Below are 25,257 nucleotides of genomic sequence, written 5' to 3'. Positions count from 1 at the left end.
TGAAAAATATACTTTTAAAAATCTTAAGGCTGCCTTTAAAAATACATTTTCGAAAGCAACCTGGAAAAAAATGCGATAAATTAAAATTTTACAAATTACTGCTCGGTAAACAGAAAATTGTTGTAATTATTAGCAGAAGTTGGAGGATCATAAATAAAACGCTGATCCGAAATTCCCTGATTTATCGAATAATTTGAAAAATCAAACTGGAATTTTTCGTTTTGAGGCGTAATTGCTTCAATTCTGCGGATAAGCTTTGATTCTGGCAAAATTGCAAGGTTGATATAGCGGAACGCTTCAGAAGTATTGCGACGACTCAAAACAAGTTTTACTACATTTTCCGTGCTTCCGTCTTCGAGAGGAACCGCTTCTTGACCACTTTCGTATGCAACAGAATAATACCGGCTCATTAAGGAAAGTCCTTGTGCAGTTGCAAGGTTTGCAGCACTTCCAGTTCCTGATGATTCAACTGTCTGATTTAAAATCGCAGCGGATTCAGGAAGATAAATCGTAAGCAAATCTCCGTTAAAACAGATTACCTGATTATCTGGTTTTGTAAAATCAATGCGCAAAAGATTTGGACGTTTAAAATTTACATGACCTTCCATCACTTTTTTTGCAGCCTTGATTGAAACATCGGCCTCATAGTCTTCAATTTTTCCATATTCTGCCGAAACATTCTGAAAAAAAGCCGCCGCAGTTAAAATTCCCTGAGCATAAACAGAAAATCTGGAAAAACAGGTAAAAATCAGCGCCGTCAATACAAATATTTTTTTCATTATTTTCCCTCATCAGCTGAAGTTGTGTTTTCTTCATTCAGCTTTGCCTGTTCTGCAAGTTCACGACAATGAACTTCGCCCTTTACAATTTCGTAGAATTCTTTTCCGTCCATTGTTTCAATTTCAAGAAGGCGGTTTGCAATGAATTCAAGCAAATCTTTGTGTTCTTTCATCATTTCAACAACATGAGCATAGCGTTCGTTCATTACGCGGGCAATTTCTTCATCGACATAACGCTGAGTTTCTTCCGAAAACTCGCGGTAAATATTGGGATCCGCACCCTGATGTCCTAAAACACCTTTTCCAAGCGTCATGTTTCTAAATTTACTAGACATACCAAAATCTGTAATCATGCGTTTTACAAGGTCTGTCGCACGGGCAATGTCGTTTGAAGCGCCAGTAGAAATGTCGCCAAGAACAACTTCTTCCGCAGCGCGTCCGCCAAGACAACTGTCAACTTCGTTTATAATATCGTTGCGAGTCATAAAGTTTTTCTCTTCTTCTTCGCGATATTGTGTAAATCCGCCGACGCCATGACTTCTCGGAACGACTGTAATTTTGTTGACTGGAGCAAAATCCGGAGTAAAGGCGGCAACAAGAGCGTGTCCAGTTTCGTGAACAGAAACAAGGCGCATTTCTTTTTTGTTGTCTTTGCGACTCTTCTTTTTAAGACCAATGCTAACTTTGTCGATTGCTTCGTTAAAGTCTTCCATTGTTACTTTTTTGCGACCGTTGCGGACTGCCATAAGAGCAGCTTCGTTTACAACGTTTGCAAGGTCTGCACCAGCAAAACCTACAGTTCCGTGTGCAACAGAAACAAAATCAACGTCTTTATCGATTTTTACATTTTTAGAGTGAATTCTCAAAATGTCTTCGCGACCTTTTACGTCCGGTTTTTCAACAGGAACCTGACGGTCAAAGCGGCCTGGACGCAAAAGCGCAGGATCAAGAATATCTGCACGGTTTGTGGCAGCAAGAATAATAAGTCCTTTTTCGTTGTCAAAACCGTCCATTTCTACCAACAACTGGTTCAAAGTCTGTTCACGCTCGTCGTTTCCACCGCCATAACCGTTCATGCGGCTTTTTCCGAGGGCATCGATTTCGTCAATAAAAATAATGCACGGAGCTTTTTCGCGGGCCTGACGGAACAAATCGCGCACACGGCTTGCTCCGACACCGACAAACATTTCTACAAAGTCCGAACCCGAAATACTAAAGAATGGAACTCCCGCTTCGCCGGCAACTGCACGCGCAAGAAGAGTTTTTCCTGTTCCTGGAGGACCAACGAGCAAAACGCCTTTTGGAATTTTACCGCCAATGTCGGTATATTTTTTCGGTTCTTTCAAAAAATCAACAACTTCGACAAGTTCGTCTTTTGCTTCGTCAACACCAGCAACATCAGAAAAGCGTGTTTTTACCTTTCCTTCTTCAACTGTCTTTGCACGGTTTCCGCCTGCGCCAAAAATCGAACCCATTCCACCCATTCCACTACCCATTTTGCGGAAAATAAAGAAATACATTAAAAGAAGAATTCCAATCGGGAATGCAAAATTCAACAAAAGCTGAACAAACCAGTTTGTCTGTTTTATGATAAACTTATATTCAACATGTTTTTCGTTTAAAAGAGAAACAAAATCCTGCATTAAAACGCCAGTTGTCCGGTAAACTTTTCGGTTTTCGCTCTGAACCCTGCGAATTCTGTTCCATGGAAGTTGAGGCGATTTTAAAACAGAATCGGAAGAATCGCTTTGAGCTGAAGTTGTATTCTCGACAACAGGAACTCCATATCCTGTAAATGAGTTTTCGCCCATTTCGACATAGACAATTGTTCCGTCTTCTACAAGATTACGGAATTCCGAAAAAGGAATCGTGTTGTCGGCTTTTGGAAGCAAAAACATATTGATGAATGCAAGCGCAAGAACTGTAACGGCAAGCATTGTAAAAAATGGAAAGCGAGAAGGCTTTTTTCCACCATTTTTGCCGCCATCTTCTGGTTCATCAATTGAAAGTTTAAAAAAACTATACGGATCAAAATCCTGAGGATTCTGCTTGTTTTCATTATTTTTGTCAGCCGGTTTTTTTTCGGAGTTTTTTTTCTGTTTGTTTTCGTCTTTTTTTTCTTTTGGCTCCGGCACAAATGACGGTTTGTCCTGTTCGTTTTTCTGATCGTCGCTCATTTATTCCTCAAAAATTTATAGTGTTGATAAAATCGTTGTATCGTAACGTCTTAAAATTTGCCAGACTTTCTAAAAAATTGCCAGAGGAAAATTTTAGATTGGCACACTATAAATATAATAAAATTTGCATCATTATACAAACAGAAAAACTACGCTTCGGCAACAAAATTTCCAGTTACCGCAGCAGTTGTTGAATAGATTGAACGCTTTCCAAAATATGGATTGGCATTATGAATTTCTGCAAGCTGTTTTTTTACGCTTTCGATGTGTTCTTTTAATAAATTCTGATTGCGTGCATTTTGAGCGAGAACTTTTTTCTGTAAATCTGCAAGTTCCGCCTGCATTTTTTTTACGCTGTTTTTATCTTCTGCGCCAAGTTCTGTTCCGTGCGAAACCGCGTTGTACATGCTTTGCATAGGTTCAATCACTTTCTGCAAATTTGAAATATTTGAAACAATCTGCTGTTCAAGTTCAGCATGAGCTACGAGCGCATCTCCGTCTTCTTCTTCAATCTTATTCTGCTGGCACTCAAGCACATGCAGATATTCTCTAAATTTATTGCGCTGCTGTTCAAGCAAAGTTCTAAAACGTTTTAAAACAGCAATTCTTTCATCAATCTGTGCCTGAGTTAATTCCATAAATTACCCCTCGATATTAAGACCGCCACCAAAACCAGTGTTTACAGCATTTGACTGACTGTTTGCCGCCTGAACCCAAGCAGCAGACAGTTGATTAAGCATATTAAGAACAAATTCAATCTTTTTTTTGTCTTTATTGATATTTGACGACATAAGTTCCCGGTTAAAATAAATGTAAAGCGACATAAGGTTTGAAGCAATTTCTCCGCCAGCCGACATATTAAGGCTTGCTTGAAGTTCGCTGATTATATCCTGAGCCTTCATTATATAATTTCCAAATTTTTCGATATTTTTTGCTTCGATTTTTGAATCTGAATCAAAACACTCCAACGCATTGGTTAAATTTTTTATAGCGCCCTCGTAAAGCAAAACAACAAGCTTTCCCTGACTTGCTGTTTTTATTCCTGTGTTTTGATATGCCGCATAAGCATTGTTGACGAATCCCATTTTTAGCCTCCCACATCTTATAGAAGAGAATCTTTAAAAATGCAGTTTTAGAGATATTCTTCATTATATTCTCGGCAACTGAATTTTTTTGTTTAGCAGGAAAGAAAGAAAAAAGTGTTTTAGAAGAATTTTTAAGATAAATCTTTGGCGATTTTTCTAAAATCAGGCATATAGCGTTCTATATAGGAATAAAAATTTTTGTCGTGATAAATATACAGAAAATGAGTCATTTCGTGAAAAACAACATAATCTATACATTCCTGAGGAAAATTAAAAAGTTCCCAGGACAAGGTAATTGTCTTGTTTTTTGTGTTGCAGTTGCCCCACATTGAGTGCATTGATCGCCCTTTTACAGTGAATTTTGGCAACGCATTTTTTTCAAAAAAAGAAGAAAGCCTGTCGGCGCTCTGCATAAAATTTTTAAGCGCAAATTTTTTCCACAAGGCGGAATACTTGAAATTGCTTCGTCCTCGGATTCTGTCGGAAGACAAAAAACCCGACTTTACCGCAACTCCGTCCGGATTTAATAAAGCGCTGTTTTGCTTTGATTTTTTTACTTTTTGAACGCTTTTTTTAATCCAGTCTTTTTTTTCTTCGATAAATTTTTGAATTTTTTGTTCGCTTTCCAAAAAAGATGCAGTGCAGACAACTTCGCCAAAACGGTTTACGTGAAGACGGATTGAACGCATATTTTTGCGAATTATTTTGACTTTAATGCCACTATTTTCCAAAAATTGCTCCAGCCGCACCAAAAACTCCGCAAGAAGCAAGGGTCATTACAACTGCCGCCAAGAAAACTCCGCTCAAAACTGCAAGGACTGTCTGGCGCGGCTTCATGTCGAGAAGGCTGGCAGCCAAAGTGCCTGTCCAGGCGCCTGTTCCTGGCAATGGAATTCCGACAAACAAAAAAAGCGCAAAAAACAAACCGCTGCCAGCCTTTTGTTCTAGTTTTTCGCCGCCTTTTTTACCTTTTACAAGAAAAAAATTACACATTTTTCCAATGTATTTTTTTGAGCTTCCCCATTCAAGAAATTTTCTGGCAAAAAAATAGATAAACGGAACAGGGAGCATATTTCCGAGCATTGAAAAAAGATTTATTAAAACAATATATTTTACAGAAAGAGATTCTTCGCCAAGACCTAAAAAAGAAGAAGTAAGGGCAACTCCAACAGGAATAGCGCCACGAAGTTCAATTAGAGGAATCATTGAAATAACAAAAACAATAAGAAAGATTTTTAACATTTTCCTAATATACAAGACAATGTTTTTTTATAAAAGTAGTAAATTTTGTATTTTTTTATCTCTATAGTTTTGCGTAACTAAAATTTTGTTTTTTTGTTATATTTTATAGTTTACAAATGCTGACGATGGACTTACGCCGGATGCGAAGGGCGCAGTTGGGGGCGAAGCCACCAATGAGGGTTACCGAACCTGGAGCAGCCGGAATGTCTAGAAAATTCAGCGCCAAGACAGGTAATGTTCGGCTGAAAATTTGAATGCCGTCCAAAAATAAAAAAGGAGCACACAAAAATTAAATGATTGAGGTTTTTAAACTTTCAAAGAATTTTGGAACTTTTAAGGCGGTCGATGAAATCAGTTTTTCGATTCCGACAGGGCAAATTGTTGGACTTTTGGGGCCAAATGGCGCTGGAAAATCGACGACGATGAGAATGATTACCGGTTTTTTGCAGCCGACTTCCGGTTTGATTAAGATTGATGGCAAAAATATTGAAGAAAACGCCGTCGAATGCAAGAAAAAAATCGGCTATATGCCGGAAAGCGCGCCTCTGTACGGCGAAATGATTGTTGACGATTATTTACGCTATGTTGCCCAGATTCAGGGACAGAATCCTGACGAAAAAGTTCCTGTTTTGTGCAGGGAATGCGGACTTAAAGAGGTTATGCACAAAAATATCTCTGATTTGAGCCGCGGTTACAGGCAGAGAGTCGGACTTGCGCATGCCTTGATGAATGATCCGGAAATTTTAATTTTAGACGAACCGACTTCCGGTCTTGACCCGAACCAAATTGGCGAAGTGCGCACCCTGATTAAAGAAATCGGAAAAACAAGGACGGTCATCATTTCGACACATATTCTCGGCGAAGTGGAAATGATTTGCGACAGGGTTATTATTATTTCTGGCGGAAAACTCGTCGCCGACAGTCCGACTGGTGAACTGAGGGAACGATACGGAACTAGCGCAAGTGCCTTTGTTGAAGTTTCTGGTTGCAATTTTGAAAAACTTTCTGAAACATTGAAAAAAATTGACGGTGTTGGCGCCATTACGGCAGAAAAAACGGAAAATGCAGGTCTTTGGCACAAAGAAAAAACTGTCGGAGTTCTTGTTCAGATTAAAGATAATGCGGAAATCAGGCCTCAGATTGCAGCGGCTGTTACCAAAGCTGGTTTTGAACTTTATGAACTTTCGCTCAGAAGAAACAGCCTTGAAGATATTTTCCATACTCTGACGGAAGATTCGCCTGCGGAAAACGCATTAACCGAAAAAAAATAAAGAGGATACAAAAATGACTGATATTTTAGAATCTAACAAGCCGCTCTCTACGGCAAGTTCAATGGCAAAGGCAAAAAATCCGGCTTTTGTAATTATGTGCCGCGAATTAAAATCTTATTTTTCCAGCCCGATTGCTTATATCGTTACTGGACTTTTTACGCTCGCTTCCGGTTTTTTGTTTTTTAATACATTTTTTCTTGCAAACCGCGCAGAATTAAGACAATTTTTTGGACTTTTGCCGGTACTTTTTTCTTTTTTTATTCCAGCTCTTTCTATGAGAAGTTTTGCCGAAGAAAAAAAATCAACTTCCCTCGAAACCTTACTCACTCTTCCAGTAACAGTTTTTGATGTTGTTGCAGGAAAATTTCTGGCTGTCTTTATTTCTGGACTTGTGCTTTTAATTCCTTCGCTTTTTTACGTTTTTACCTGCTTTATTTTTGGCTCTCCTGATGCAGGTCCGATTTTGGGCGGTTATCTCGGTTCAATTTTTTTAACAGCAGGTTTTAGCGCGATTGGAATTTTTGCTTCGAGCACAACGAAAAACCAGATTATTGCTTTTTTTGAGGCTTTTGCAATCTGCATAATTCTGACTCTGCTTTCAAATTTTGCGGTTTTTCTGCCAGCTTTTCTTGTACGAACGGTGACTTACCTTTCTTCGCTAAGCCATTTTGAATCTATTTGCCGCGGAATTATCGACAGTCGCGACATTGTTTATTTTGTTTCGCTTACGGTTATCTTTTTTGCGCTGACTGTCCGCTCTGTAAACAACGGTCAAAAATAAAAATTCTGTAAAACTGGAGTTTAAAACAACAATATGAAAAAATTTATTAAATGGTTAAAAAGTCCAAAAAGCGACATTTTTCTCTTTTTAACTGCAATTATTCTTTTAAATCTTGTATGCTCAAAGGCATTTTTCCGCCTTGACCTTACAGCCCCAAAATCTTATTCGCTTTCGCAGTCGAGCAGGCAGATTGTCAAAAATCTTGAACAACCGCTTTCGATAAAAGTATTTTTTACAAAAAATCTGCCGGCTCCTTACAACACAATCGATCAGTATATCCGCGATCTTCTGGTTGAATACAAAGGCGCTTCAAATTCAAATTTTTCCGCTGAATTTTTTGACATGAACAAAGAAGAAAACCAAAAAATCGCAAGAAATTATGGAATCTCTCAAGTTCAAATTCAAGAATTAAAGAACAACGAAGTCGGCTTTAAGCAGGTCTGGATGGCTTTGGCTGTAAGTTACGCCGACCGCACAGAAATAATCGACGGATTAAGTTCTGCAGACGGTCTTGAATACACACTCACTACCACAATGAGCCGTCTTATAAGCACAACTTCGGCTCTTGCAGGATTGCAGGGAAAAGCGAAACTTACTCTCTATCTGACTAAAAAACTCGAGCAGTTCAACATAAACGGTCTCAAAAATCTTGAAAAAAATGTTTCTGCCGCATATAAATCTGTAAATGCAAAAAACATGGACAGAATCGATTTTGAAACAATAGATCCTTCCGAGCAAGAAATTCCGGAACTTGTCGAAAAATACGGAATTCAAAGCCTGAACTGGCAGGACGACGACGGAGAAAAAACTGGAGTGCTCGGGCTTGTTCTTGAATACGGACAGGAATTTAGACTTTTGAACGTAAAAATGGCACGTTCGTTTTTTGGAAACGTAATTTCCGGTACAGACAGCATTGAAGAAGAATTGAGTGAGAACTTAAAAAGCCTTGTTTCTAAACCCAATATTATAGGCTATGTGACAGGACACCGCGAACTCGACTACAAAAACGCACAGTCGCAGGTAAACGCAACAGTTTTCAATTCAATTATTTCTGACCGCTACGAATTTAAGGATTTAAATTTAAAAGATGATGAAATTCCTTCTGGCATAAAAAGTGTCGTTATAAACGGTGCAAAAGAAAAATTTGAAAAAATTGAACTTTACAAACTCGACCAGTTTTTGCTTCGTGGTGGAAATTTAATTCTTTTTGACGACCAGTTTGAAGAAGTTTATCCGCAGGGACAAAACGCATATTACCAGCTTCCACAGTACAAACCTATAGACAACGGGCTTGAAACAATTCTCTCAAAATACGGAATTTCTGTCGGAAAAGATTACGTCATGGACGAAAACTGCTATGTAAACCAGGATCAGCGTTCAGGTTCAATGCCGCTCTACTTTGCTCCAGTGCTTCAAAAATCAAATCTCGCAAAAAACAGTCCGATTACAAAAAATCTTGGTTACGTGATTATGCTTCAGAACAGTTCTGTCAACGCAGAAGACGCTCAAAAAAATGCAGACGCAAAAGTTACGATTCTTGCTTCATCTTCTAAAAACAGCTGGCTCGTCAAGGACAACGTTACAGCAATTCCTCAGATGATTCGAAAACCGGCCGACAAAAGTGCAATGCAAAGCCAAAACCTTGCAGTCCTCGTAGAAGGGAAATTCAAGAGTGCTTTTGAAAAAAATCCAGCAGAAAATCAAAACGGTGAATTTAATTTTACCGACCATTACACAAAAAGCGTTCAAAACGGCAAAATTTTTGTGACAGGTTCTTCAAAAATCACAACGGGACAAGTTATGGACGAAAGCGGCAGACAACCAGTTGCAATGTTTGTGCGCAACGTCATCGATTATATGAACGGTGAAATTGATCTATGTTCAATGCGGACAAAAGGCTTAAGTCTAAACACTTTAAAAGTTAAAAAAGGCATTTCGGCAGACATTGCAAAATATTTTAACGAATTTGGACTTGTAATTTTGGTTGCGCTGTGCGGTCTTGCAGTTCTTGCAAAAATTACAGCTAAGAAAAAGGCAATCCGCGAAAAATACAATCCAGATGACAGCCGCGAAATTAAGACAGAGGAAACAAAATGAACTTAAAAAATGCAAAAATAAGAAAAATCGTTTTATTGACGGCAATCGCCCTTCTTGCAGCGATTTACGCTGTTCAACTTGTAACAGGCTCGCGTTCTCCTGTAAAAAACTTTATTTTGCGGGAAAAACCGGACACAATTATAATCGAAAACTCTTCGCAAACCGTAAAACTTTTTTATGAAGGCGGATTGTGGTACGCAGGTGAAGAAAAAAACAGCGGCGACGACCAAAAAATCGAAGTTTTGGTAAATGCCCTCAAAAACATAAAAACGCTCGGAACAGTAAGCCGCTCTTCGACCGATTCCGAACTCGACAGATATGGTTTTACAGACTCACAGACACTTACCGTCAAAGCAGAAAAGTCTGGAAAAACAATCCGAACCTTAAAAATCGGCAAAAATTCCGAAACAAATCTTTCTTCTTATATTAAACTCGACGAAAAACCGGAAACTTTGCTTGCAGACAGAAACCTGCGTTCTATTTTTGAAGTAAAAACCGAAGACCTTGAACAAAAAATTGAACAACCACAGTCTGAAGAACAAACGTCTGCAAATTAACGGCATTTAAAACGAAAAAACGCGGACTTCAAAAAGTCCGCGCCTTCGCTTAAAAGCAACAAAAACTAAAGCAAAATTTTTAGCTTTCGCGCCAGACATTCGTAGTGAATTTTATTCACTTTTCCAAAAAGTTCGCCGTCAGTGTGGCTAACGTTTGGTTCAGAGGTGAATACATCGACAGTCCGGGCATCTTTCATAAAAAATCCTTTTATTAAATCCTGCCTTGCCGCAAGCAAAAAAGGAAACGCAATAAAACACTTCCATTTTGGAATTCTTGCCGCAAGAGTAAACGAGAGTTTTCCATCATTTGCATTTGCTTTTGGAGCCATTGGAACTCCTCCGCCCTCGCACGGAAAATTCATTGCAGCAAGAAAAATTGCCCTGTCAAATTCTTGAAGCGCTCCGCCGTCAAAACTCACTTTAAAAGTCGAAGTCTTCATTGTAAAAAGTGTTTTTACCGTCATAACGGCATAACTGAGCGAATTCAAATGCAGTTTATTCATTACATTTTTGATTTTTGAGCGGTTAATTTCCGTTCCGACAAGAGCATTCAGTCCAAGTCCCGATGAAATTCCAAAAATCCGCCTTCTGCCACCAGACTCGACCATTCCAAGGTCAATTGTTTTTATTCCTGTCGAATTCAAAATCATATCGACGACTTTTTCTGTATTTTTTAAAGGCAACCCCAACCCTCGGCTAAAATCGTTGCCAGAACCAGTAGGAATTACCATAAACTTTATTCTCTCAAAACTGCGGATTCCATTCAAAACCTCATTAATCGTTCCGTCACCGCCAACGACAATCAAGCGAATATCATCATCTTCTTTTTCGCTAATCTGTTCCGCCAAAACCGCCGCATAACCTTTCGTTTCTGGCACAAATTTTTGATATTTTACACCGCGTTCATCTAAAATTTTCTGAACCCTGTTCCAAACTCCGACCGCCTGTCCTGAGCCACCGTGCTCGTTCACTATAAAATAAAACATTCTTCGATTTTAAAACACAATCTGGTTCAATTCAAGCAAAACAGCAAAACAAAAAACTGTGTAAAAAACTAATTTGCTCCCTCCGATTTAGTTTTTCCAAATTTTATTTCAGATTTTCAACCTGCTTTAACCAAAGCGCAACCGACGCATCACTCGGCATACGCCAGTCGCCCCTCGGCGACAGGCTCACAGTTCCAACTTTTACACCGTCAGGCATGCAAGACCTCTTAAACTGCTGGGCAAAAAATCTTTTATAAAAAATTTTAAGCGTATTTTTTATCGTTTCGTCGCTAAATGGCTCAAGATTTTTCTGTTTAACCGCAGTTTTCGCCAGAAAATAAATTTTTTCAGGCGAAAAACCGTTTCGCACGCAGTTGTACAGAAAAAAATCATGCAAAATATACGAACCGACAGCATTTTCTGTTTTTTGGGCAATTTTTCCATCTTTGTCGGGCGGCAAAAGTTCAGGACTTACAGGAGTATCGATAATATCATTTAAGATTTCTGCAAGTTTTTCGTTTTCCTTAAAAATAAAATCCGCATAATACTGAACAAGACAGCGCACCAAAGTCTTTGGAATCGAATTATTCACTCCGTAATTGCTCATTTGATCGCCATTGTAAGTGCACCAGCCGAGCGCAAGTTCAGAAAGGTCGCCAGTTCCAATCAAAATTGCGCCGTGCATGTTAGCCCAGTCAAAAAGAACCTGAGTTCTCTCGCGAGCCTGAGCATTTTCGTAAGTAACATCGTAAACATCAAGTGCATGCGACAAATCCTTCAAATGACCGCTGGACGCTTCTTTTATAGAAATTTCTTCAAGAGAAGCCCCGCAACTTTTTACAAGCATCTTTGCATTTTCGTAAGTGCGCCCAGTAGTTCCAAAACCCGGCATCGTAATTCCAACAATATTGCTTCGTTCTTTTTTTAGAATATCAAAAGCCCGGCAGGCAACGAGCAGAGCCAAAGTAGAATCAAGTCCGCCAGAAATTCCCACGACAACTTTTTCAACTCCAGTATGTCTTATCCTCTTTGCAAGCCCCCAGGCCTGCATCTGCGTGATTTCTGCACAACGCGCCCACATTTTCTCCTGAACCTGAGGCACAAAAGGATGTCCATCAATTTTCCGCTCAAGATTTTCATTTTTCAAAAAATCTGTGCTTTTTACAGTTATTTCCTGAAATTTTTCCAACAAAGACTGGTTTGACCTTTGAAAATTTTTAAAAAAACTGCTGTTTTGCGAAAAAGTTTCCATTCTTATGCGTTCGTGATTTATTTTTTCAATATCAATGTCGCTTATAATAAATTTATTTTTTTCGTCAAAAGGCTTTTTTTCTGCGAGGAGGCTTCCGTTTTCGACAATCAATGAATGTCCCGAAAAAACCAAATCCTGTGTCGATTCACCCATTCCTGCATTTGCATAAACATAGGCACAGATATTCTTTGCACTGTTTCCCAAAATCAAGTCTTTTCTGTAAGAAGCCTTTCCAATCACTTCGTTTCCAGCCGAAAGATTGACGATTACATTTGCTCCGTTAAGACAAAAAACTGTCGAAGGAGAAAGAGGAACCCAGGCATCTTCGCAGACTTCTGTCGCCAAAACCGCGCCTGTAAAACCTGAATCGTCATTTATTTTTAAGAGTCCGCCAACTGGCCAATCAAACATTTGCTCATTGCTGCCACAACTTGCTTCAAAAGGCGTAAACCAACGTTTTTCGTAAAATTCGCCGTAATTTGGAATAAAAGTTTTAGGATAAATCAAAATTTTTTCGGCATTGCTCAAAAGAGCCGCAACATTGTAAAGAGAACCAGAAAATGAGCGCAACGGCAAACCGACAAAAACCGCAATTCCCTGAGTATGAGACAAAATCCCGGTCAAAGCGTTTTTTGCACTTTCAAGCAGGAGATTCTGCTCAAAAAGGTCGGCGCAAGTGTAGCCCGTAATACAAAGTTCCGGAAAAACTGCAATCTGAACGCCTTTTTGCTTTAATTCGTCAATGCACTGACAAATATTCAGCACATTCTGCTCAACGTCTCCAACAACAACATCCGGCGAAACGGCCGCAACACGCAAAAACCCAAAATTCTTCATATAATTACTATATCAAAAAAAACATTATTTTTATGCAAGATTTGCACACATCTCAAAAAAAAATTATTATCTTTATTGAAGAAAATTTGCTTAAAAGGTTAAATTTCGGACAAAAAAATAAAACGAAATTCAATCTAAAAACTGAGGATAAAAATAAAATGGAAAATCAAAACAATATAAAAAATCAAGAAAAAACTGAAAAACCAGAACTTACAAAAGACATGCTCGTAAGCACGCTTGTAGCATTTTATCCTGAACTTACCGAACCTCTCATGCTCATGGGAATGCACTGCATAAGCTGTTTTGCTTCTCAAATGGAAACACTCGAAGAAGCGGCAATGGTTCATGGTTTAAGTGCAGACGAAGTTATCGAAGACTTAAAGGATTTTTTACATCAAGCAGAGGTTCAAAACGAAAATAAATAAAAACGCTCCGCACAATTTTTTTTCAAAAAAAATCCGAATTTAAGCGAATAATTTTTTAATTCACTCAAATTCGGAAAAAAATCATACGGGCGTTAACCCAAAAATGCACCGTCTAAGGCACAATTTATTTCATCAACTCGCGGTATTTTTTTGCAAGGCGCGCTGATTTTTTTGCAGCAAGTCCGCAGTAGTTTGCAGGATGTTCAAAGAAATTTGCAGGATTTTCTACGCCAAGTTTTTCAAGTTGGGCTGTAATATCTGCATATTCTTTTTCGTGAGTTTTAAGCACTTCAAAGAAAGTTTTTCCAGACTTTTCTGCCTCAAGCGTAATCTGACGGATAATTTCGTGCCCGTCGTTGTATCCAGCTTCGCCAAGAAGAATATATGCAGGTTCAGCAAGAACACCGCCCTTAACTTTTCCACCAGCACTTTCAAGATTTTTTGCCATGTTGTCGCGGTCAGCCTGCAATCCTTTTACGACAGAATTCATTCTGCTTACTGCCATTGTAAAACCAGCAACATAGTCAGTAATAAATCTCTGGCTTGCAGAATTTGAAAGATCACGCTGATGTTCAGAAATCTGATCCATATAGAAAGTAATTACGCGAGGACACATAGCCTTCCACAAAGATTTTACGTGTTCAGAGTTCCATGGATTGCGTTTCTGAGGCATTGTTGAAGAACCAACTTGAGTTGCAGCAAAATACTCAAAAACCTCGCCAATTTCTGAACGCTGAAGATTGCGGAGGTCGTCCGCCAAATTGGCAATAATACCAAAGGCAACATTCATCTCAAGCAAGAGGCGAAGAACGTGTTCTGCTTCTACAAGCTGGTTTGAATATTCAGAAGGTTTAAGTCCCAAAAATTCAGTATAAATGCGTTCAAGTTCTTCAGGATCTTTTACAATCATCGAAGGTCCATTGTAAGAACCAACAGGACCAGCAAGTTTTCCAACCAGGTCGTCAGAAAGTTCTTCAATTTTTAAGATTGATTTACCAAGACGGGCAACAAATTCTGCAACTTCCCAGCCAAAAGTAATAGGAACAGCGTGCTGACCGTGAGTGCGTCCAACCTGAGGAGTTGCACTTTCGCGTTCTGCAATGTCACAAAGATAATTTTCAAGTTTTTTAAGTTCAGGAAGCACAACATTTTTAGTAACATCGCGCATACGACAAGAAAGAGCCGTATCCAAAATATCAACAGAAGTTGCTCCGAGGTGAATAAGAGGTCCGATTTTAGAATCAACCTTCGTCTTCATCACGTTTACAAGAGCTCGGATATTGTGCTTGGTCTTTTCTTCTTCAGCATAAACTTCTTCCGGGTCAATCGCAGAAGCAACATCGTCAAGTTTTTTAGCAAGTTCGTCAGTAAGCTGACCGCGAACCTTCAAATGCGCCTTTACAAGAGCCGATTCGCATTTAGCGCAAGAACGAATAGAAGCCTGTTCAGAAATATACTGCGACAGTCCGTCAAAAACCGCCTTTTCCGAAAGAGAATAGCGGTGGTCGATACAAGAAAGATTTTCAAAAATGTTACGAGTTTCCATAAGACAAAATTATAATAAATTACGCTCAATTTCTCAATAAGAAGAAAAATTCGGGCGGTCCGGCACAAAGTGCCGTCGGGCTTTGCAGGGTTTCATTGCTCCGCAACGGCTTCGCCGCCCTTCCAATCCCTACCGCAACACACAAAAAACGCAATTTATTTACTTTTGCAAAATTTGTGTTATTATCTATCGTATGTCTAATTCTTTAATTCCTAATCGCAGCGAAATCCCGGCTTCTGACAAATGGGATCTTTCTACTTTGTATAAAACTAACGAGGAGTGGGAGGCTGATCTTGCCAAAACTGCTCCTCTCACACAAAAATTCGCCAGTTTTAAAGGCAAACTCAAAGATTCTTCACAATCGCTTTTGAATGCGCTCAAAGCCTACGAAGAGCTTTTTAAAACTCTCGAAACCGTTTACTGCTACGCAAGCCTTTGCCACACTTCCGACGAAAGCGACAGTTCTTTCCAGGATATGGAAGGCAGAGCGATGATGGCTTATGCAAAAGCCGGCGCAGATGCCTCATTTTTTTCTCCAGAACTAATGTCCATTCCCGACGAAAAACTCAACGAATGGATTAACCTTCCAGAATTTGCCGACTACAAAATTTTTGTTCAAAAAGAATTGCACGAAAAACCTTATGTTTTAAGCGAAAAAGAAGAGAGAATTCTTTCGCTTGCCACAGAAGCCTTACAAACTCCTGACAATGCGTTCAGTTTGCTCGAAAACGTTGACATGGATTTTGAAAGCGTAACTGTAAATGGCAAAGAAGAACCTTTAACACAATCAACTTTTTCTCTTTTAATCAGAAATCCAGACAGAAATGTCCGAAAAGACGCATACAAAAAATTCTATAAATCATTCGTAAAACATCAAAACGTCATTGCTTCACTTTACGCTGGAAACGTCAATTCTGACATTTTTTATGCACGCGCAAGAGGTTTTAATTCCAGCCTCGAAGCAAGCCTTTACTCAAACAAGGTTGAACCAGCTGTTTATAAAAATTTAATCGACACTGTTCACAAAAACCTGCCAGCGCTGCACGATTATTATTCGCTCCGAAAAAAAATGCTCGGTTTGAACGAACTTCGTCATTACGACGTTTATGTTCCGCTCGTAAAAGACGTCGAAACAAAAACTAGTTATGAACAATCCGTAGAAATTTGTCGCAACGCACTCGCTCCGCTCGGAAAAGAATATACCGACATTTTGTGCGACGGTCTTTTAAATGGCTGGGTTGACCGCTACGAAAACAAGGGAAAGCGTTCAGGCGCCTTTAGTTCTGGAGCTTACCGCGGCTATCCGTACATTCTGTTAAATTACAAGGACGATGCAATCCGCGACGTTTTTACAATGGCTCACGAAGGTGGACATTCAATGCATTCTTATTTTTCTAAGACAAACAATCCGTTTATGTGCTACGACTACACGATTTTTGAAGCGGAAGTTGCCTCAACTTTTAACGAAGAACTTGTCTTTGAATATCTTTTAAAGAATGCAAAAACAAGAGAAATGAAAGCCTACCTTCTGGCAATGCGCGCTGACGATATTCTTGCAACCCTGCATCGGCAGACAATGTTTGCAGAATTTGAACTCAAGGCCCATGAACTTGTCGAAAAAGGAACTCCTCTCAACGCCGAAATATTGCGAAAAATCTACCGCGAACTTTTACTTCAATATTTTGGTCCAGAAATGGTTTTTGAAGAAGAAAGCGACATGGAAGGTTTGAGGATTCCTCATTTTTACAATTCTTTCTATGTATATAAATATTCGACAGGAATTTCGGCCGCCCTCGCTCTTGCAAAAAGGGTTACGAATGGTGGCGAAAAAGAAAAAGAAGATTATTTTAAATTCTTAAAGTCTGGCGGAAGCCGTTATCCGCTTGAAAGCCTAAAAATTGCTGGAGTTGATATGTCTTCGACAAAGCCTGTGCAAGACGCATTGGACACTTTTGCACAGATTGTAGATGACTTAAAAAAACTCTAATTTTTCCCGGACTTTGGATTTTATTAAAGAACGGCAGTTTTTCTGCCGATAATCTAGCGGCATTGGTACAGCATTTTTTGCCGTGCCTGCCGGAACGTTTATTGAAAAACATTGATTCAATGGCGTTTTGACAGAAAATTTGCGAGGAACAGAAGTATGGAAAAAACAGAATTCTATTCATTCTACAGAAACATTCCAAAAGCAGAAATTCACATTCACATCGAAGCCGTAATAAGCAAAGAATCGATTAAAAAGCTCTATCTAAAAAAGAACGGAACTGAATTTTCTGACAGTTCGCTGGAAGAATTATTTTCATACTCGGATCTGAACGGATTTATTGCCGCATTTTTGCAGGTTCAGGATTTATTTACGGAAACAAGCGATTTTGACCTTGTTTTTGAAGATTTAAAAAATTATCTTTTGAGAAATGGAATAATCCACTGCGAAGCTTTTTTTGCCCCTTCAGCCTTTATAAAAAAAGGTTTTTCGTATAAAGAAATGACAGAAAATTTCGCCAAAAACATAAAAAAAATCAAAGACGAAACAGGAATTACAGTCTGGTTATCTGGAGATGTAAGCCGAACTTTTGGTCTTGAAAATGCCGAAAACAATTTTAAAATGTTCAGCGAAAATCCATTTGAAGGTTTTATAGGAATCGGACTTGGAGGCGCAGAATCAAAAGGTCCTTCAAGAGATTTCGGTCCTGTTTTTGAAAAAGCCCTTGCCACCGGCTACCATGCAGTTGCACACGCAGGAGAAGACCAGGGGCCGCAGTCAATCTGGGATGCGCTCGAAATCTGCCATGCTCAAAGAATTGGACACGGAATTTCTGCAATTCAGGACGAAAAACTTATGGATTTTTGCGCAGAAAAGCAAATTCCGTTTGAAGTTGCCCCTACAAGCAACGTTTTTACAAAAAAATTTGTAAAATCGCTTTCAGAACATCCATTTCGAGCTTTTTTTGACCGAGGAATGTTAGTAACCCTCAATACTGACGATCCGCTTTTCTTTGGAGTTGAACTTTTGGACGAATATTGGAATGCTTATAGCCAAATGAATTTTTCGCACGAAGAACTCAAACAAATCATTCTAAACAGTTTTAAGGCGTCGTTTTTGAGCCAAACAGAAAAAGAAAAAGCCTTTTCCGAAGTTGAAAAAGCCTGGAAAAACAAAAAATGACGTCAGTTGCAGATTTTATAAAACTTCCAAAAAAAGATTTTCATTCAAGCCTTGATTTAGGAATGCGCTATCCTTCTTTTGTTACCTGGGCAGGATTTTATGTTCCTGACTTCCCAGAAGACGGCTCGCCTGTAAAAATCGAAATGCGAAGACAGGTTCACGAATACACTTCTATGAGAATTGCAACAGAAGACGACATAAAAAAACTTCTGTTTCTTTCAATTTCTGAAAACCTTGCCGACAACATAATTCAAACAAACGCAGCAATCGACAGCAAGCTTTTTCAAAACTGCAAAAAAAACTGTGAATTCTTCCAGTTTTTAAAGACTAAAATTCAAAAATACAGTGACCGCACAAAATCAGAAGCTTTTTTTGCACTCGATGCCGATACAGTTGATTTTAAAGAAAAAAACTTACAGTTCGCAAAATCCTTTTTATTGAACGAAAATTCAAAAGAACTGTTCAAGGGAATTTATTTTTACGGAAAAAACATCCTCGATTTGACAGAAAATTCAAAAGAACTAAAAAAAATGATTCAAACTGCAAAAAAAAACGGTTTAAAAATTCGGGTGAATTTAAGTTCTGTCGATTCGGCAAATGATTTTTTTAAGGTTTTGGATTTTTTTGAACCACAGGTTCTCATCAACGCAGATTGTGCAACAAATTTTGGTGAAATTTTAACTTTTCTCAAAAAAAATTCAATTCAAACGGTTATAACGCCAGAAACTCAATTCAAAGACAAAAAAATAGATTTTTCCGAAAAGGCAAAAAGAATGCGTTCATTTTTAGAAGCAGGAATAGAAACTTTTCTCGGAACACAGAGCATTCTTCTTTTTAATAAATCAATCAGCCAACTTGCAAGCGAACTTTGCAACACTGGACTTTTTACAAAAGAAGAAATGCTCTCTATCCTAAAAATCGCTAAAGATAAACCATCAAAAGCATAATATCCGAATTTCGGATTCCGGAAATTCGGCTTGCCTGGCCGAGCGTCAGCGGACGAATTTTTTCCAGTTTTCCGCGACTTTCGGCGCTCAAAGCAGGAATTGCCCCGTAATCAAAATCTGCTGGAATCTTGCGGTTTTCCATTTTGTGCATTTTTGCAACGCGGGCATCCTGTTTTTCGATGTAATACTTGTATTTAAAATCTTCCTGGGCAACTTTCCAAATTTCTGGCGCATAACCTGGATTTTGAGCGTCTTTTTTCTTTAGCAAAAGCGCCACGGCTTCATCAATCAAAGCATATTTTGCGCGCATAGACTGAATCTGCTTTTCGGTTTTTAAGCCAACAGCAAAGGCTTTTTCGCTAAGTCTGCGGTCTGCTGTATCATGCCGCAGTTTTAGGCGGTACTCGGCGCGAGCGGTAAACATCCGGTAAGGTTCTTTTGTTCCAAGCGTAACCAAATCGTCAATCAAAACGCCGATATAAGCTTCATCTCGTCCCAAAATAAGAGGTTCCCATTCAGGAATCGAATCAAAATTTTCGTAACCGCTGTCGCTCTGCGCTTTCTGCAAGGCCGAATTTATCGCCTTTGTTTCTCTGGCAGAAATTTCTGCAAAAGCCGCAATTTCTTCGTCTGTCATGCCAGGCTTGTTTTGAAAAGCGCCTTTTTCCATACTTGCAGGAGTCTGCCCCATTTCTGAAGATGGAGAACAGAGAGGTCCGCAAAGTTTTTGGTGAGCTCTGGCATAAAGAGCAGCGTTAATTCCTGCAACAAGTCCCTGGCCAGCAGCTTCTTCGTAACCAGAAGTTCCGTTTATCTGACCAGCGTCAAAAAGTCCGGCAACACGTTTTGTTTCCAAGCTCGGATAAAGCTGAGTCGGCTCAACATAATCGTATTCAACGGCATATCCTGGACGGCTTACCGTGCAATTTTCAAAACCAGGAATTGTACGCAAAAAAGCATCCTGAACTTCTTCCGGCAAACTTGAACTCAAACCGTTAAGATAAATTTCATCAGTTTGCAAACTTTCAGGCTCTACAAAAAGCTGATGCCTATCGCGATCTTCAAAACGCATCACCTTGTCTTCGATTGAAGGACAGTACCGAGGTCCAATTCCGCTGATTTTTCCAGAATAAAGAGGAGAACGATTTATATTTTTTCGGATAATTTCGTGAGTTTTTTCATTTGTATAAACCAGATAACATGGAACCATTGGACGGTCAATTTTTTCATCATCAAAACTAAAAGGAATTACCTCTTTATCGCCTTCCTGCAGCTCAGCCTTTGAAAAATCAACTGTATGACGCAAAATTCTCGGAGGCGTTCCCGTTTTTAGACGTCCAGTTGTAAACCCAAGGCGGTTGAGAGAATGAGTAAGTCCAAAAGCACCACCTTCGCCAATTCTTCCACATGGAGCGTCGTATTCACCGATAAAAATACGTCCACCCAAAAATGTTCCAGTAGTAAGAACAACAGAGCGAACAGGAATAATTCTTCCGCGCTCTGTAACAATCGCAGTAACTTTTTGTCTTTTTCCAGAACGAGCCGCTTCCGTCAAACATTCGGATCGAAATTCTCCAGGAATAGAACCTTTTTCGGCGGCAGTGTCGCTGTCTGGAGGCAAAGGAGAAGAAGAAGCCGTTGTCAAAATATCAACAACAGTATCCATCAAAGTGGAAAGTTTTGGCGTTGTTTCGATAGTCTGCCGTGCCAAAGAAGCATAAAGAATTTTATCAGCCTGAGAACGAGGCGACTGAACTGCTGGACCGCGACTTTTATTCAACATACGAAACTGAATCATCGAGTTGTCTATAAGCCTGGCCATTTCGCCACCAAGAGCGTCGATTTCCCGGACAATGTTTCCTTTAGCAACACCACCGATCGAAGGATTACAGCTCAAGCGGGCAATCGAATCAATTGTCTGAGTTACAAGAAGAGTTTTAAGCCCCATCCGGGCACAGGCCAGACAGGCTTCTGTTCCAGCATGTCCGCCGCCAATTACAGCAACATCAAATGAATCATAAAAAGACATACGAAAAATTATAGTGAAATCAAAGTTCTGTATCAAATCCAAAATAAAATTCTAAAAAAAATATTTTTTTTGTAACCTTTTCTTTTTACGGTGTTTTTCTAAGTATAAAGCGACGAAAAACAATCTCTTTATGTTACAAAAAAACTTCCTACTTTGCTTCTTGCACCAGTCTTCCTCCGGGCTGGTGCATTTTTTTTGTTTTTTTTGCGTCTTTTTTATTCAAAATATCAGCAATTTTTACAAATTCTGACCACTGTATATTACAAACTGTTATTACGGTTATTTTTTTCGTAATATTTTTTCTATCTTTTTATAAAATATGCTCAAAATTTCTTTTTATCCAAAAACGATGTCTGTTTTATCCAAAAATATCGCGCAGTTTATAATATATAGTTATTCTACGTGAGGTGACGTTTATTAAAAAAAGTGAGGTGTTATTTATGAAAGTAACCAAATTTTTAATGGCGGCAGCTTTGGTTTCGGCTGCAGCAATGTTCGTATCTTGTTCCGATTTAAGCGAAAATTCAGAATCTGCTTCTGATTCAAGCCGTGCAGCTTCTTCGGGAACAACATATTCTGTAGGAACAGCTTCTGATTTGTACACAGCCGCAAACAAAGTTAATCCCGGCGACACAATCAAACTGACCGCAAACATCAACCTTACAAAACAGCTTCAACTTTTAAGAAGCGGTTCTTCTGGAAAAGTAATCACACTTGACGGAAACGGAAAAACACTCAACTGCTCTGCATTTACAGGCTGGGGCGTAAAAGTAAACGGCTCTTACTGGACAATCAGAAAACTGACAGTTACAAAAGCTTCAGACTGCGGAATGGTTTTCCAGCTCGGCGGAAACAACCGCGCTGAATACTGCAAATTTACCTATAACGGCGACTCAGGGCTTCAGGTTTACAACTCGGCTCACGACGTAACAATCACAAGATGTGAATCTTACTACAACTATGACAAACCGACAAAAGGCGAAAATGCCGATGGGTTTGCAGCAAAACTTTCGGGCGGAAAAAACATCAAATTCAACTATTGCGTTGCAAAATACAATTCTGACGACGGTTGGGATCTTTACAGCCAGGCATATCCGGTAACTCTCAACAATTGCGAAGCTTCTTACAACGGATATATCAATTCTTCGCTCCAGACAACACCTGACGGCGACGGAAACGGATTCAAACTCGGTTCAAAATACAAAAATGTAAGCCACAGAGTTCTTTCATGCAAATCAACATATAACCTCAAGTACGGAATTGATGCTAACGGAAACACCGCAAAGCAGACAATTACAAATTGCACTGTAAAGAACAACAAAGAAGGTCAAATTTCAAGCAGAACAAAATACTAATCTGAATTTCAAATGACTTTCTGTCCGCAAGTGTTTCTCCTCCTGCAGCATTTGCGGACTTTTTTTATTTGAGTTCATTTTTGCCAGCAATGTCAAAAGCAGACAATCCATCGCTGTTTTTTAAAAACGGATCTGCCCCATTTTTTAAAAGCAGTCTTGTGCTTTTTGAAGAATTTGCATAAATCGAAAACGTAAGCGCCGTGTCGCCGTTTGAATTCTGCAAATTGACATCTGCGCCTTTTTTTATAAGAAGTTTTGCAAGTGCAGAAAAATCCTGGGCAGAAGCAGTCATTAAAGGAGTCATGTCGCCTTTGTTAAAGTGATTTATATCTGGATTGAATTTTAGCAAAAACCTTACAAGCGAAAGATTTTTAGAAATGCATGCATATTCAAAAGAAGTTATTCCTTCGCTACTTTCCAAATTTAGATCTGCGCCATATTTTATAAGAAGTTTAGCCTGTTTTAAATTTCCGCAACGACAAGCCCACATTAAAGGCGTTATTCTGCCACTCGAAAAAGCGTCCGGTTTTTGACCGTCTTGTAAAAGCCCCCTTAAAATACCGTAATTTCCAGACTGCACAGCAAGCATAACAGCATTTTCGGTTTGAGAATGAGCAAGAAAGTTTTGCAAATCATTTTTTTTACAACCAAAAAACAACCACAGACAAGCGGCAAAAACCGCAATGCAAAAATATTTATTTTTTAACAACTTTTGCCGCTCCTATTTGATTTAATTTTTTTGGCAAACATACGTACAAATTTTTATCTCTTAATTCTGGAGTATTATAGAAAAGAGTTTTTGTTTCATATTCTGCTTTATATTTACCTTCTAAAGCAGGATCATTTATTACTATGTAATAATCCGTTTTATAATCAAAAATTTTATATAATTCTTCAGTCGAAACCAAAATACAGCCTTTTAATTCTCCATCAGCAAAACGAAATTTTACTTCGCCTCCACGAGAAGATTTACAAATTTCTATTGGCTCTAACGAAATAAGATCATTTCTTAAAGAAGCATAAACACCTTCATCAAAAAGATTTTGCCAATCATTAAAACCCTTAAAAGGTTCTGTTTTATACAAAGTCGGTCCTATAATAACATTATTAGGCACCAAACAACCAGCAGGAATAATATCGCACCCTATAAACAACCACAGACAAACGGCAAAAACCGCAATGCAAAAATATTTATTTTTTAACAACTTTTGCCGCTCCTATTTGATTTAATTTTTTTGAATTTTCGTAAAAATTTGTGCCATCTGCGCCGTTGTCTTGCATATAATAAAAATGGTCGTGCCAAGAAAACAATGTTTTTTTAATACGCCCTATTTTTATTCTGGTTCTTACTTTTTCTAAATTTTATAACAAATTGTTTTATTTGTCAATTTTTGTTTTGAAAGCGAAGCTTACGCCGGATGCGGCGGGCGGAGTTGGCGCAAAAAAACGGGTTGGTTTCTAAACTAACCTGTTTTTTTTGTGCCAATGAGGGTTACCGAACCCAAAGCAGCCGGTTTTTAGGTAATTTGCTGCGCAAAGTCTGGCTTATTTCCGTTTTTAAATGGAATGTCGTCCTGTTTTTTTTTGCTTAAAATTGCGCAATAATTGAAAAATCCGCGTGTTTTTTGTAAGATGTGGGAATGGATTTATTAAAGAAACTTGATGAACTGGATAAACGTTTTGCAGAAATTAACGAAATGGTTCAAGATCCAGACCTTGTTAAAGACCAGAAAAAATACAAGGATGTTATGCGTGAACATGGGCATTTGACTGACGTGCTCGAAGTTGGAAACGAATACAGAAAATGTCTGTCTGGCATTGAAGATGCTAAAATGATGATTACGGCCGAAGATGATCCTGATATGAAGGAAATGGCTCGTGAAGAAATGAAAGAACTTGAAGAAAAAGTTCCGCTTCTTGAAGAACAAATTAAACTCAAACTGATTCCGCCTGATCCTCTCGACGAAAAAAATATTATTTTGGAAATCCGCTCCGCTGCTGGTGGCGACGAAGCTTCGCTTTTTGTGCGCGATATGTGGGAAATGTACTGCCATCTTTGCGAAAGAAAGGGTTGGAAATACGAAAATCTTGAAGCGCAGGAAACTGAAGTCGGCGGTTTTAACAAAATCGTAACTCAAATTCAGGGAAAATTTGTTTTTGGAACACTGCGCTGGGAATCTGGAGTTCACCGTGTTCAGCGTGTTCCGCAGACTGAATCTCAAGGGCGATTGCAGACTTCGACCGTTACGGTTGCGGTTTTGCCAGAAGCCGAAGAAGCTGACGTAAAAATCAATCCAGGTGATGTTCGTGTTGACGTTATGCGTGCTGGCGGTCCTGGAGGTCAGTGTGTAAATACTACGGACTCTGCTGTTCGGCTTACCCATATTCCGACTGGAATTGTTGTAATTCAACAGGATCAAAAATCGCAAATTAAAAACAAAGAAAAAGCGTGGGAAGTTTTGCGCGCGCGTCTTTTTGATTTTCAGCAGTCAAAACTCGATGCAGAACGCTCTGCTGCCCGCAAAAGCATGGTTGGAAACGGAGACCGCTCTGAAAAAATCAGAACGTACAATTATCCTCAGGATCGCGTAACTGACCACAGAATCAACTTGACTTTGCACAACCTGCCTTCATTTATGATGGGAAACATGGACGAAATGCTCGATGCTCTGAACGTTTACGCAAAAGAAGAACAGTTCAAAGAACTTGACGCATAAAATGGAAT

22 protein-coding genes are annotated in these 25,257 nt (G+C 39.0%); 10 read left to right on the top strand and 12 right to left on the bottom strand.

Annotation, left to right across the window (positions count from 1 at the left end; genetic code table 11):
• Window positions 1-95: 95 nt before the first annotated feature.
• The 6 genes from ACT6XC_RS04030 to ACT6XC_RS04005 all read right to left on the bottom strand — a co-directional run bounded on the left by ACT6XC_RS04030 (window position 96) and on the right by ACT6XC_RS04005 (window position 5,283).
• A complete protein-coding gene (locus ACT6XC_RS04030) occupies window positions 96-779 on the bottom strand; it encodes a LolA family protein (protein ID WP_296023183.1) in 684 nt (227 codons plus the stop codon).
• A complete protein-coding gene (gene ftsH / locus ACT6XC_RS04025) occupies window positions 779-2,956 on the bottom strand; it encodes an ATP-dependent zinc metalloprotease FtsH (protein ID WP_443740880.1) in 2,178 nt (725 codons plus the stop codon). The genes ACT6XC_RS04030 and ftsH overlap by 1 nt, the downstream gene beginning before the upstream one ends.
• A 149-nt stretch (window positions 2,957-3,105) precedes the next feature.
• Window positions 3,106-3,594: a flagellar export chaperone FlgN gene (gene flgN / locus ACT6XC_RS04020; RefSeq protein ID WP_443737761.1), complete on the bottom strand. Its 489-nt coding sequence runs from the start codon at window positions 3,592-3,594 to the stop codon at window positions 3,106-3,108.
• A gap of 3 nt (window positions 3,595-3,597) precedes the next feature.
• Window positions 3,598-4,041: a flagellar export chaperone FliS gene (gene fliS / locus ACT6XC_RS04015; RefSeq protein WP_443740879.1), complete on the bottom strand. Its 444-nt coding sequence runs from the start codon at window positions 4,039-4,041 to the stop codon at window positions 3,598-3,600.
• A gap of 131 nt (window positions 4,042-4,172) precedes the next feature.
• A complete protein-coding gene (locus ACT6XC_RS04010; protein WP_443740878.1) occupies window positions 4,173-4,772 on the bottom strand; it encodes a M48 family metallopeptidase in 600 nt (199 codons plus the stop codon).
• Window positions 4,762-5,283: a COG2426 family protein gene (locus tag ACT6XC_RS04005; protein WP_443737764.1), complete on the bottom strand. Its 522-nt coding sequence runs from the start codon at window positions 5,281-5,283 to the stop codon at window positions 4,762-4,764. The genes ACT6XC_RS04010 and ACT6XC_RS04005 overlap by 11 nt, the downstream gene beginning before the upstream one ends.
• Window positions 5,284-5,576: 293 nt before the next feature.
• Between ACT6XC_RS04005 and ACT6XC_RS04000 the strand changes: the two genes are divergently transcribed.
• The 4 genes from ACT6XC_RS04000 to ACT6XC_RS03985 are packed head-to-tail and all read left to right on the top strand — an operon-like array spanning window position 5,577 to window position 9,989.
• Entirely contained in the window at window positions 5,577-6,554 is a 978-nt protein-coding gene (locus tag ACT6XC_RS04000; protein ID WP_443740877.1) for an ABC transporter ATP-binding protein, read from the top strand.
• A 13-nt stretch (window positions 6,555-6,567) separates the two neighbouring features.
• Window positions 6,568-7,335: an ABC transporter permease subunit gene (locus tag ACT6XC_RS03995; RefSeq protein WP_443740876.1), complete on the top strand. Its 768-nt coding sequence runs from the start codon at window positions 6,568-6,570 to the stop codon at window positions 7,333-7,335.
• A 33-nt stretch (window positions 7,336-7,368) separates the two neighbouring features.
• Window positions 7,369-9,432 (top strand): GldG family protein, encoded by a 2,064-nt coding sequence (locus ACT6XC_RS03990; RefSeq protein ID WP_443740875.1) that lies wholly within the window; start codon window positions 7,369-7,371, stop codon window positions 9,430-9,432.
• Window positions 9,429-9,989 (top strand): DUF4340 domain-containing protein, encoded by a 561-nt coding sequence (locus ACT6XC_RS03985; RefSeq protein WP_443740874.1) that lies wholly within the window; start codon window positions 9,429-9,431, stop codon window positions 9,987-9,989. Before ACT6XC_RS03990 ends, ACT6XC_RS03985 begins: the two co-directional genes overlap by 4 nt.
• 65 nt (window positions 9,990-10,054) lie before the next feature.
• Here ACT6XC_RS03985 and ACT6XC_RS03980 read toward each other — a convergent pair whose 3' ends face one another.
• Together ACT6XC_RS03980 and ACT6XC_RS03975 are read right to left on the bottom strand one after the other, a co-directional pair.
• Window positions 10,055-10,975 (bottom strand): diacylglycerol/lipid kinase family protein, encoded by a 921-nt coding sequence (locus ACT6XC_RS03980; RefSeq protein ID WP_443737769.1) that lies wholly within the window; start codon window positions 10,973-10,975, stop codon window positions 10,055-10,057.
• A 103-nt stretch (window positions 10,976-11,078) separates the two neighbouring features.
• The gene (locus ACT6XC_RS03975) at window positions 11,079-13,064 is read right to left on the bottom strand and encodes an NAD(+) synthase (RefSeq protein ID WP_443740873.1); all 1,986 of its coding nucleotides are present in this window, start codon (window positions 13,062-13,064) and stop codon (window positions 11,079-11,081) included.
• 158 nt (window positions 13,065-13,222) lie between these two features.
• Here ACT6XC_RS03975 and ACT6XC_RS03970 point away from each other — a divergent pair, with 158 nt between their 5' ends.
• Window positions 13,223-13,489, top strand: a complete 267-nt coding sequence (locus tag ACT6XC_RS03970) for a DUF1858 domain-containing protein (RefSeq protein ID WP_443737771.1) — start codon at window positions 13,223-13,225, stop codon at window positions 13,487-13,489.
• A gap of 124 nt (window positions 13,490-13,613) precedes the next feature.
• Here ACT6XC_RS03970 and ACT6XC_RS03965 read toward each other — a convergent pair whose 3' ends face one another.
• On the bottom strand, window positions 13,614-15,035 hold the full coding sequence (locus ACT6XC_RS03965) for a lyase family protein (RefSeq protein ID WP_443740872.1): 1,422 nt from the start codon (window positions 15,033-15,035) through the stop codon (window positions 13,614-13,616).
• A gap of 193 nt (window positions 15,036-15,228) precedes the next feature.
• Between ACT6XC_RS03965 and pepF the strand changes: the two genes are divergently transcribed.
• The 3 genes from pepF (at window position 15,229) to ACT6XC_RS03950 (ending at window position 19,148) form a co-directional block, all read left to right on the top strand.
• Window positions 15,229-17,022, top strand: a complete 1,794-nt coding sequence (pepF, locus tag ACT6XC_RS03960) for an oligoendopeptidase F (protein WP_443740871.1) — start codon at window positions 15,229-15,231, stop codon at window positions 17,020-17,022.
• 156 nt (window positions 17,023-17,178) lie between these two features.
• Window positions 17,179-18,201 (top strand): adenosine deaminase, encoded by a 1,023-nt coding sequence (gene add, locus ACT6XC_RS03955; protein ID WP_443740870.1) that lies wholly within the window; start codon window positions 17,179-17,181, stop codon window positions 18,199-18,201.
• A complete protein-coding gene (locus ACT6XC_RS03950; protein WP_443740869.1) occupies window positions 18,198-19,148 on the top strand; it encodes a hypothetical protein in 951 nt (316 codons plus the stop codon). The genes add and ACT6XC_RS03950 overlap by 4 nt, the downstream gene beginning before the upstream one ends.
• Here the strand turns inward: ACT6XC_RS03950 and ACT6XC_RS03945 are convergent.
• The gene (locus tag ACT6XC_RS03945; protein WP_443737776.1) at window positions 19,123-21,177 is read right to left on the bottom strand and encodes a tRNA uridine-5-carboxymethylaminomethyl modification enzyme MnmG/GidA; all 2,055 of its coding nucleotides are present in this window, start codon (window positions 21,175-21,177) and stop codon (window positions 19,123-19,125) included. The two genes, ACT6XC_RS03950 and ACT6XC_RS03945, sit on opposite strands and share 26 nt — an antisense overlap.
• 440 nt (window positions 21,178-21,617) lie before the next feature.
• Between ACT6XC_RS03945 and ACT6XC_RS03940 the strand changes: the two genes are divergently transcribed.
• The gene (locus ACT6XC_RS03940; RefSeq protein ID WP_443740868.1) at window positions 21,618-22,532 is read left to right on the top strand and encodes a right-handed parallel beta-helix repeat-containing protein; all 915 of its coding nucleotides are present in this window, start codon (window positions 21,618-21,620) and stop codon (window positions 22,530-22,532) included.
• A 64-nt stretch (window positions 22,533-22,596) separates the two neighbouring features.
• On the opposite strand, the gene ACT6XC_RS03935 is transcribed toward ACT6XC_RS03940, so the two are convergent.
• Both ACT6XC_RS03935 and ACT6XC_RS03930 read right to left on the bottom strand, forming a co-directional pair.
• Entirely contained in the window at window positions 22,597-23,190 is a 594-nt protein-coding gene (locus tag ACT6XC_RS03935) for an ankyrin repeat domain-containing protein (protein WP_443740899.1), read from the bottom strand.
• Window positions 23,191-23,227: 37 nt separating this feature from the next.
• Complete coding sequence (locus tag ACT6XC_RS03930; protein WP_443740867.1) at window positions 23,228-23,737, bottom strand: hypothetical protein; 510 nt, start codon at window positions 23,735-23,737, stop codon at window positions 23,228-23,230.
• A gap of 435 nt (window positions 23,738-24,172) precedes the next feature.
• On the opposite strand from ACT6XC_RS03930, the gene prfA reads away from it, so the two are divergent.
• Complete coding sequence (gene prfA, locus ACT6XC_RS03925) at window positions 24,173-25,249, top strand: peptide chain release factor 1 (protein WP_443737781.1); 1,077 nt, start codon at window positions 24,173-24,175, stop codon at window positions 25,247-25,249.
• Window positions 25,250-25,257: the final 8 nt, after the last annotated feature.

This window comes from Treponema berlinense (assembly GCF_052273165.1).
In the GTDB taxonomy this organism is placed as follows: Bacteria; Spirochaetota; Spirochaetia; order Treponematales; family Treponemataceae; genus Treponema_D; species Treponema_D berlinense_A.
The sequence above is the reverse complement of the archived record's forward strand: the minus strand, read 5'-3'. Positions and strand labels throughout refer to the sequence as shown.

What these genes read in the sequence shown, in the direction of transcription:
- ACT6XC_RS03985 (WP_443740874.1), top strand. Translation starts at nt 9,429, where the DNA reads ATGAACTTAAAAAATGCAAAAATAAGAAAAATCGTTTTATTGACGGCA.
- ACT6XC_RS03950 (WP_443740869.1), top strand. Translation starts at nt 18,198, where the DNA reads ATGACGTCAGTTGCAGATTTTATAAAACTTCCAAAAAAAGATTTTCAT.
- add (WP_443740870.1), top strand. Translation starts at nt 17,179, where the DNA reads ATGGAAAAAACAGAATTCTATTCATTCTACAGAAACATTCCAAAAGCA.
- ACT6XC_RS04030 (WP_296023183.1), bottom strand. Translation starts at nt 779, where the DNA reads ATGAAAAAAATATTTGTATTGACGGCGCTGATTTTTACCTGTTTTTCC.
- fliS (WP_443740879.1), bottom strand. Translation starts at nt 4,041, where the DNA reads ATGGGATTCGTCAACAATGCTTATGCGGCATATCAAAACACAGGAATA.
- flgN (WP_443737761.1), bottom strand. Translation starts at nt 3,594, where the DNA reads ATGGAATTAACTCAGGCACAGATTGATGAAAGAATTGCTGTTTTAAAA.
- ftsH (WP_443740880.1), bottom strand. Translation starts at nt 2,956, where the DNA reads ATGAGCGACGATCAGAAAAACGAACAGGACAAACCGTCATTTGTGCCG.
- ACT6XC_RS04000 (WP_443740877.1), top strand. Translation starts at nt 5,577, where the DNA reads ATGATTGAGGTTTTTAAACTTTCAAAGAATTTTGGAACTTTTAAGGCG.
- ACT6XC_RS03970 (WP_443737771.1), top strand. Translation starts at nt 13,223, where the DNA reads ATGGAAAATCAAAACAATATAAAAAATCAAGAAAAAACTGAAAAACCA.
- prfA (WP_443737781.1), top strand. Translation starts at nt 24,173, where the DNA reads ATGGATTTATTAAAGAAACTTGATGAACTGGATAAACGTTTTGCAGAA.
- ACT6XC_RS03975 (WP_443740873.1), bottom strand. Translation starts at nt 13,064, where the DNA reads ATGAAGAATTTTGGGTTTTTGCGTGTTGCGGCCGTTTCGCCGGATGTT.
- ACT6XC_RS03995 (WP_443740876.1), top strand. Translation starts at nt 6,568, where the DNA reads ATGACTGATATTTTAGAATCTAACAAGCCGCTCTCTACGGCAAGTTCA.
- ACT6XC_RS03965 (WP_443740872.1), bottom strand. Translation starts at nt 15,035, where the DNA reads ATGGAAACTCGTAACATTTTTGAAAATCTTTCTTGTATCGACCACCGC.
- ACT6XC_RS04005 (WP_443737764.1), bottom strand. Translation starts at nt 5,283, where the DNA reads ATGTTAAAAATCTTTCTTATTGTTTTTGTTATTTCAATGATTCCTCTA.
- ACT6XC_RS03980 (WP_443737769.1), bottom strand. Translation starts at nt 10,975, where the DNA reads ATGTTTTATTTTATAGTGAACGAGCACGGTGGCTCAGGACAGGCGGTC.
- pepF (WP_443740871.1), top strand. Translation starts at nt 15,229, where the DNA reads ATGTCTAATTCTTTAATTCCTAATCGCAGCGAAATCCCGGCTTCTGAC.
- ACT6XC_RS03940 (WP_443740868.1), top strand. Translation starts at nt 21,618, where the DNA reads ATGAAAGTAACCAAATTTTTAATGGCGGCAGCTTTGGTTTCGGCTGCA.
- ACT6XC_RS03945 (WP_443737776.1), bottom strand. Translation starts at nt 21,177, where the DNA reads ATGTCTTTTTATGATTCATTTGATGTTGCTGTAATTGGCGGCGGACAT.
- ACT6XC_RS03990 (WP_443740875.1), top strand. Translation starts at nt 7,369, where the DNA reads ATGAAAAAATTTATTAAATGGTTAAAAAGTCCAAAAAGCGACATTTTT.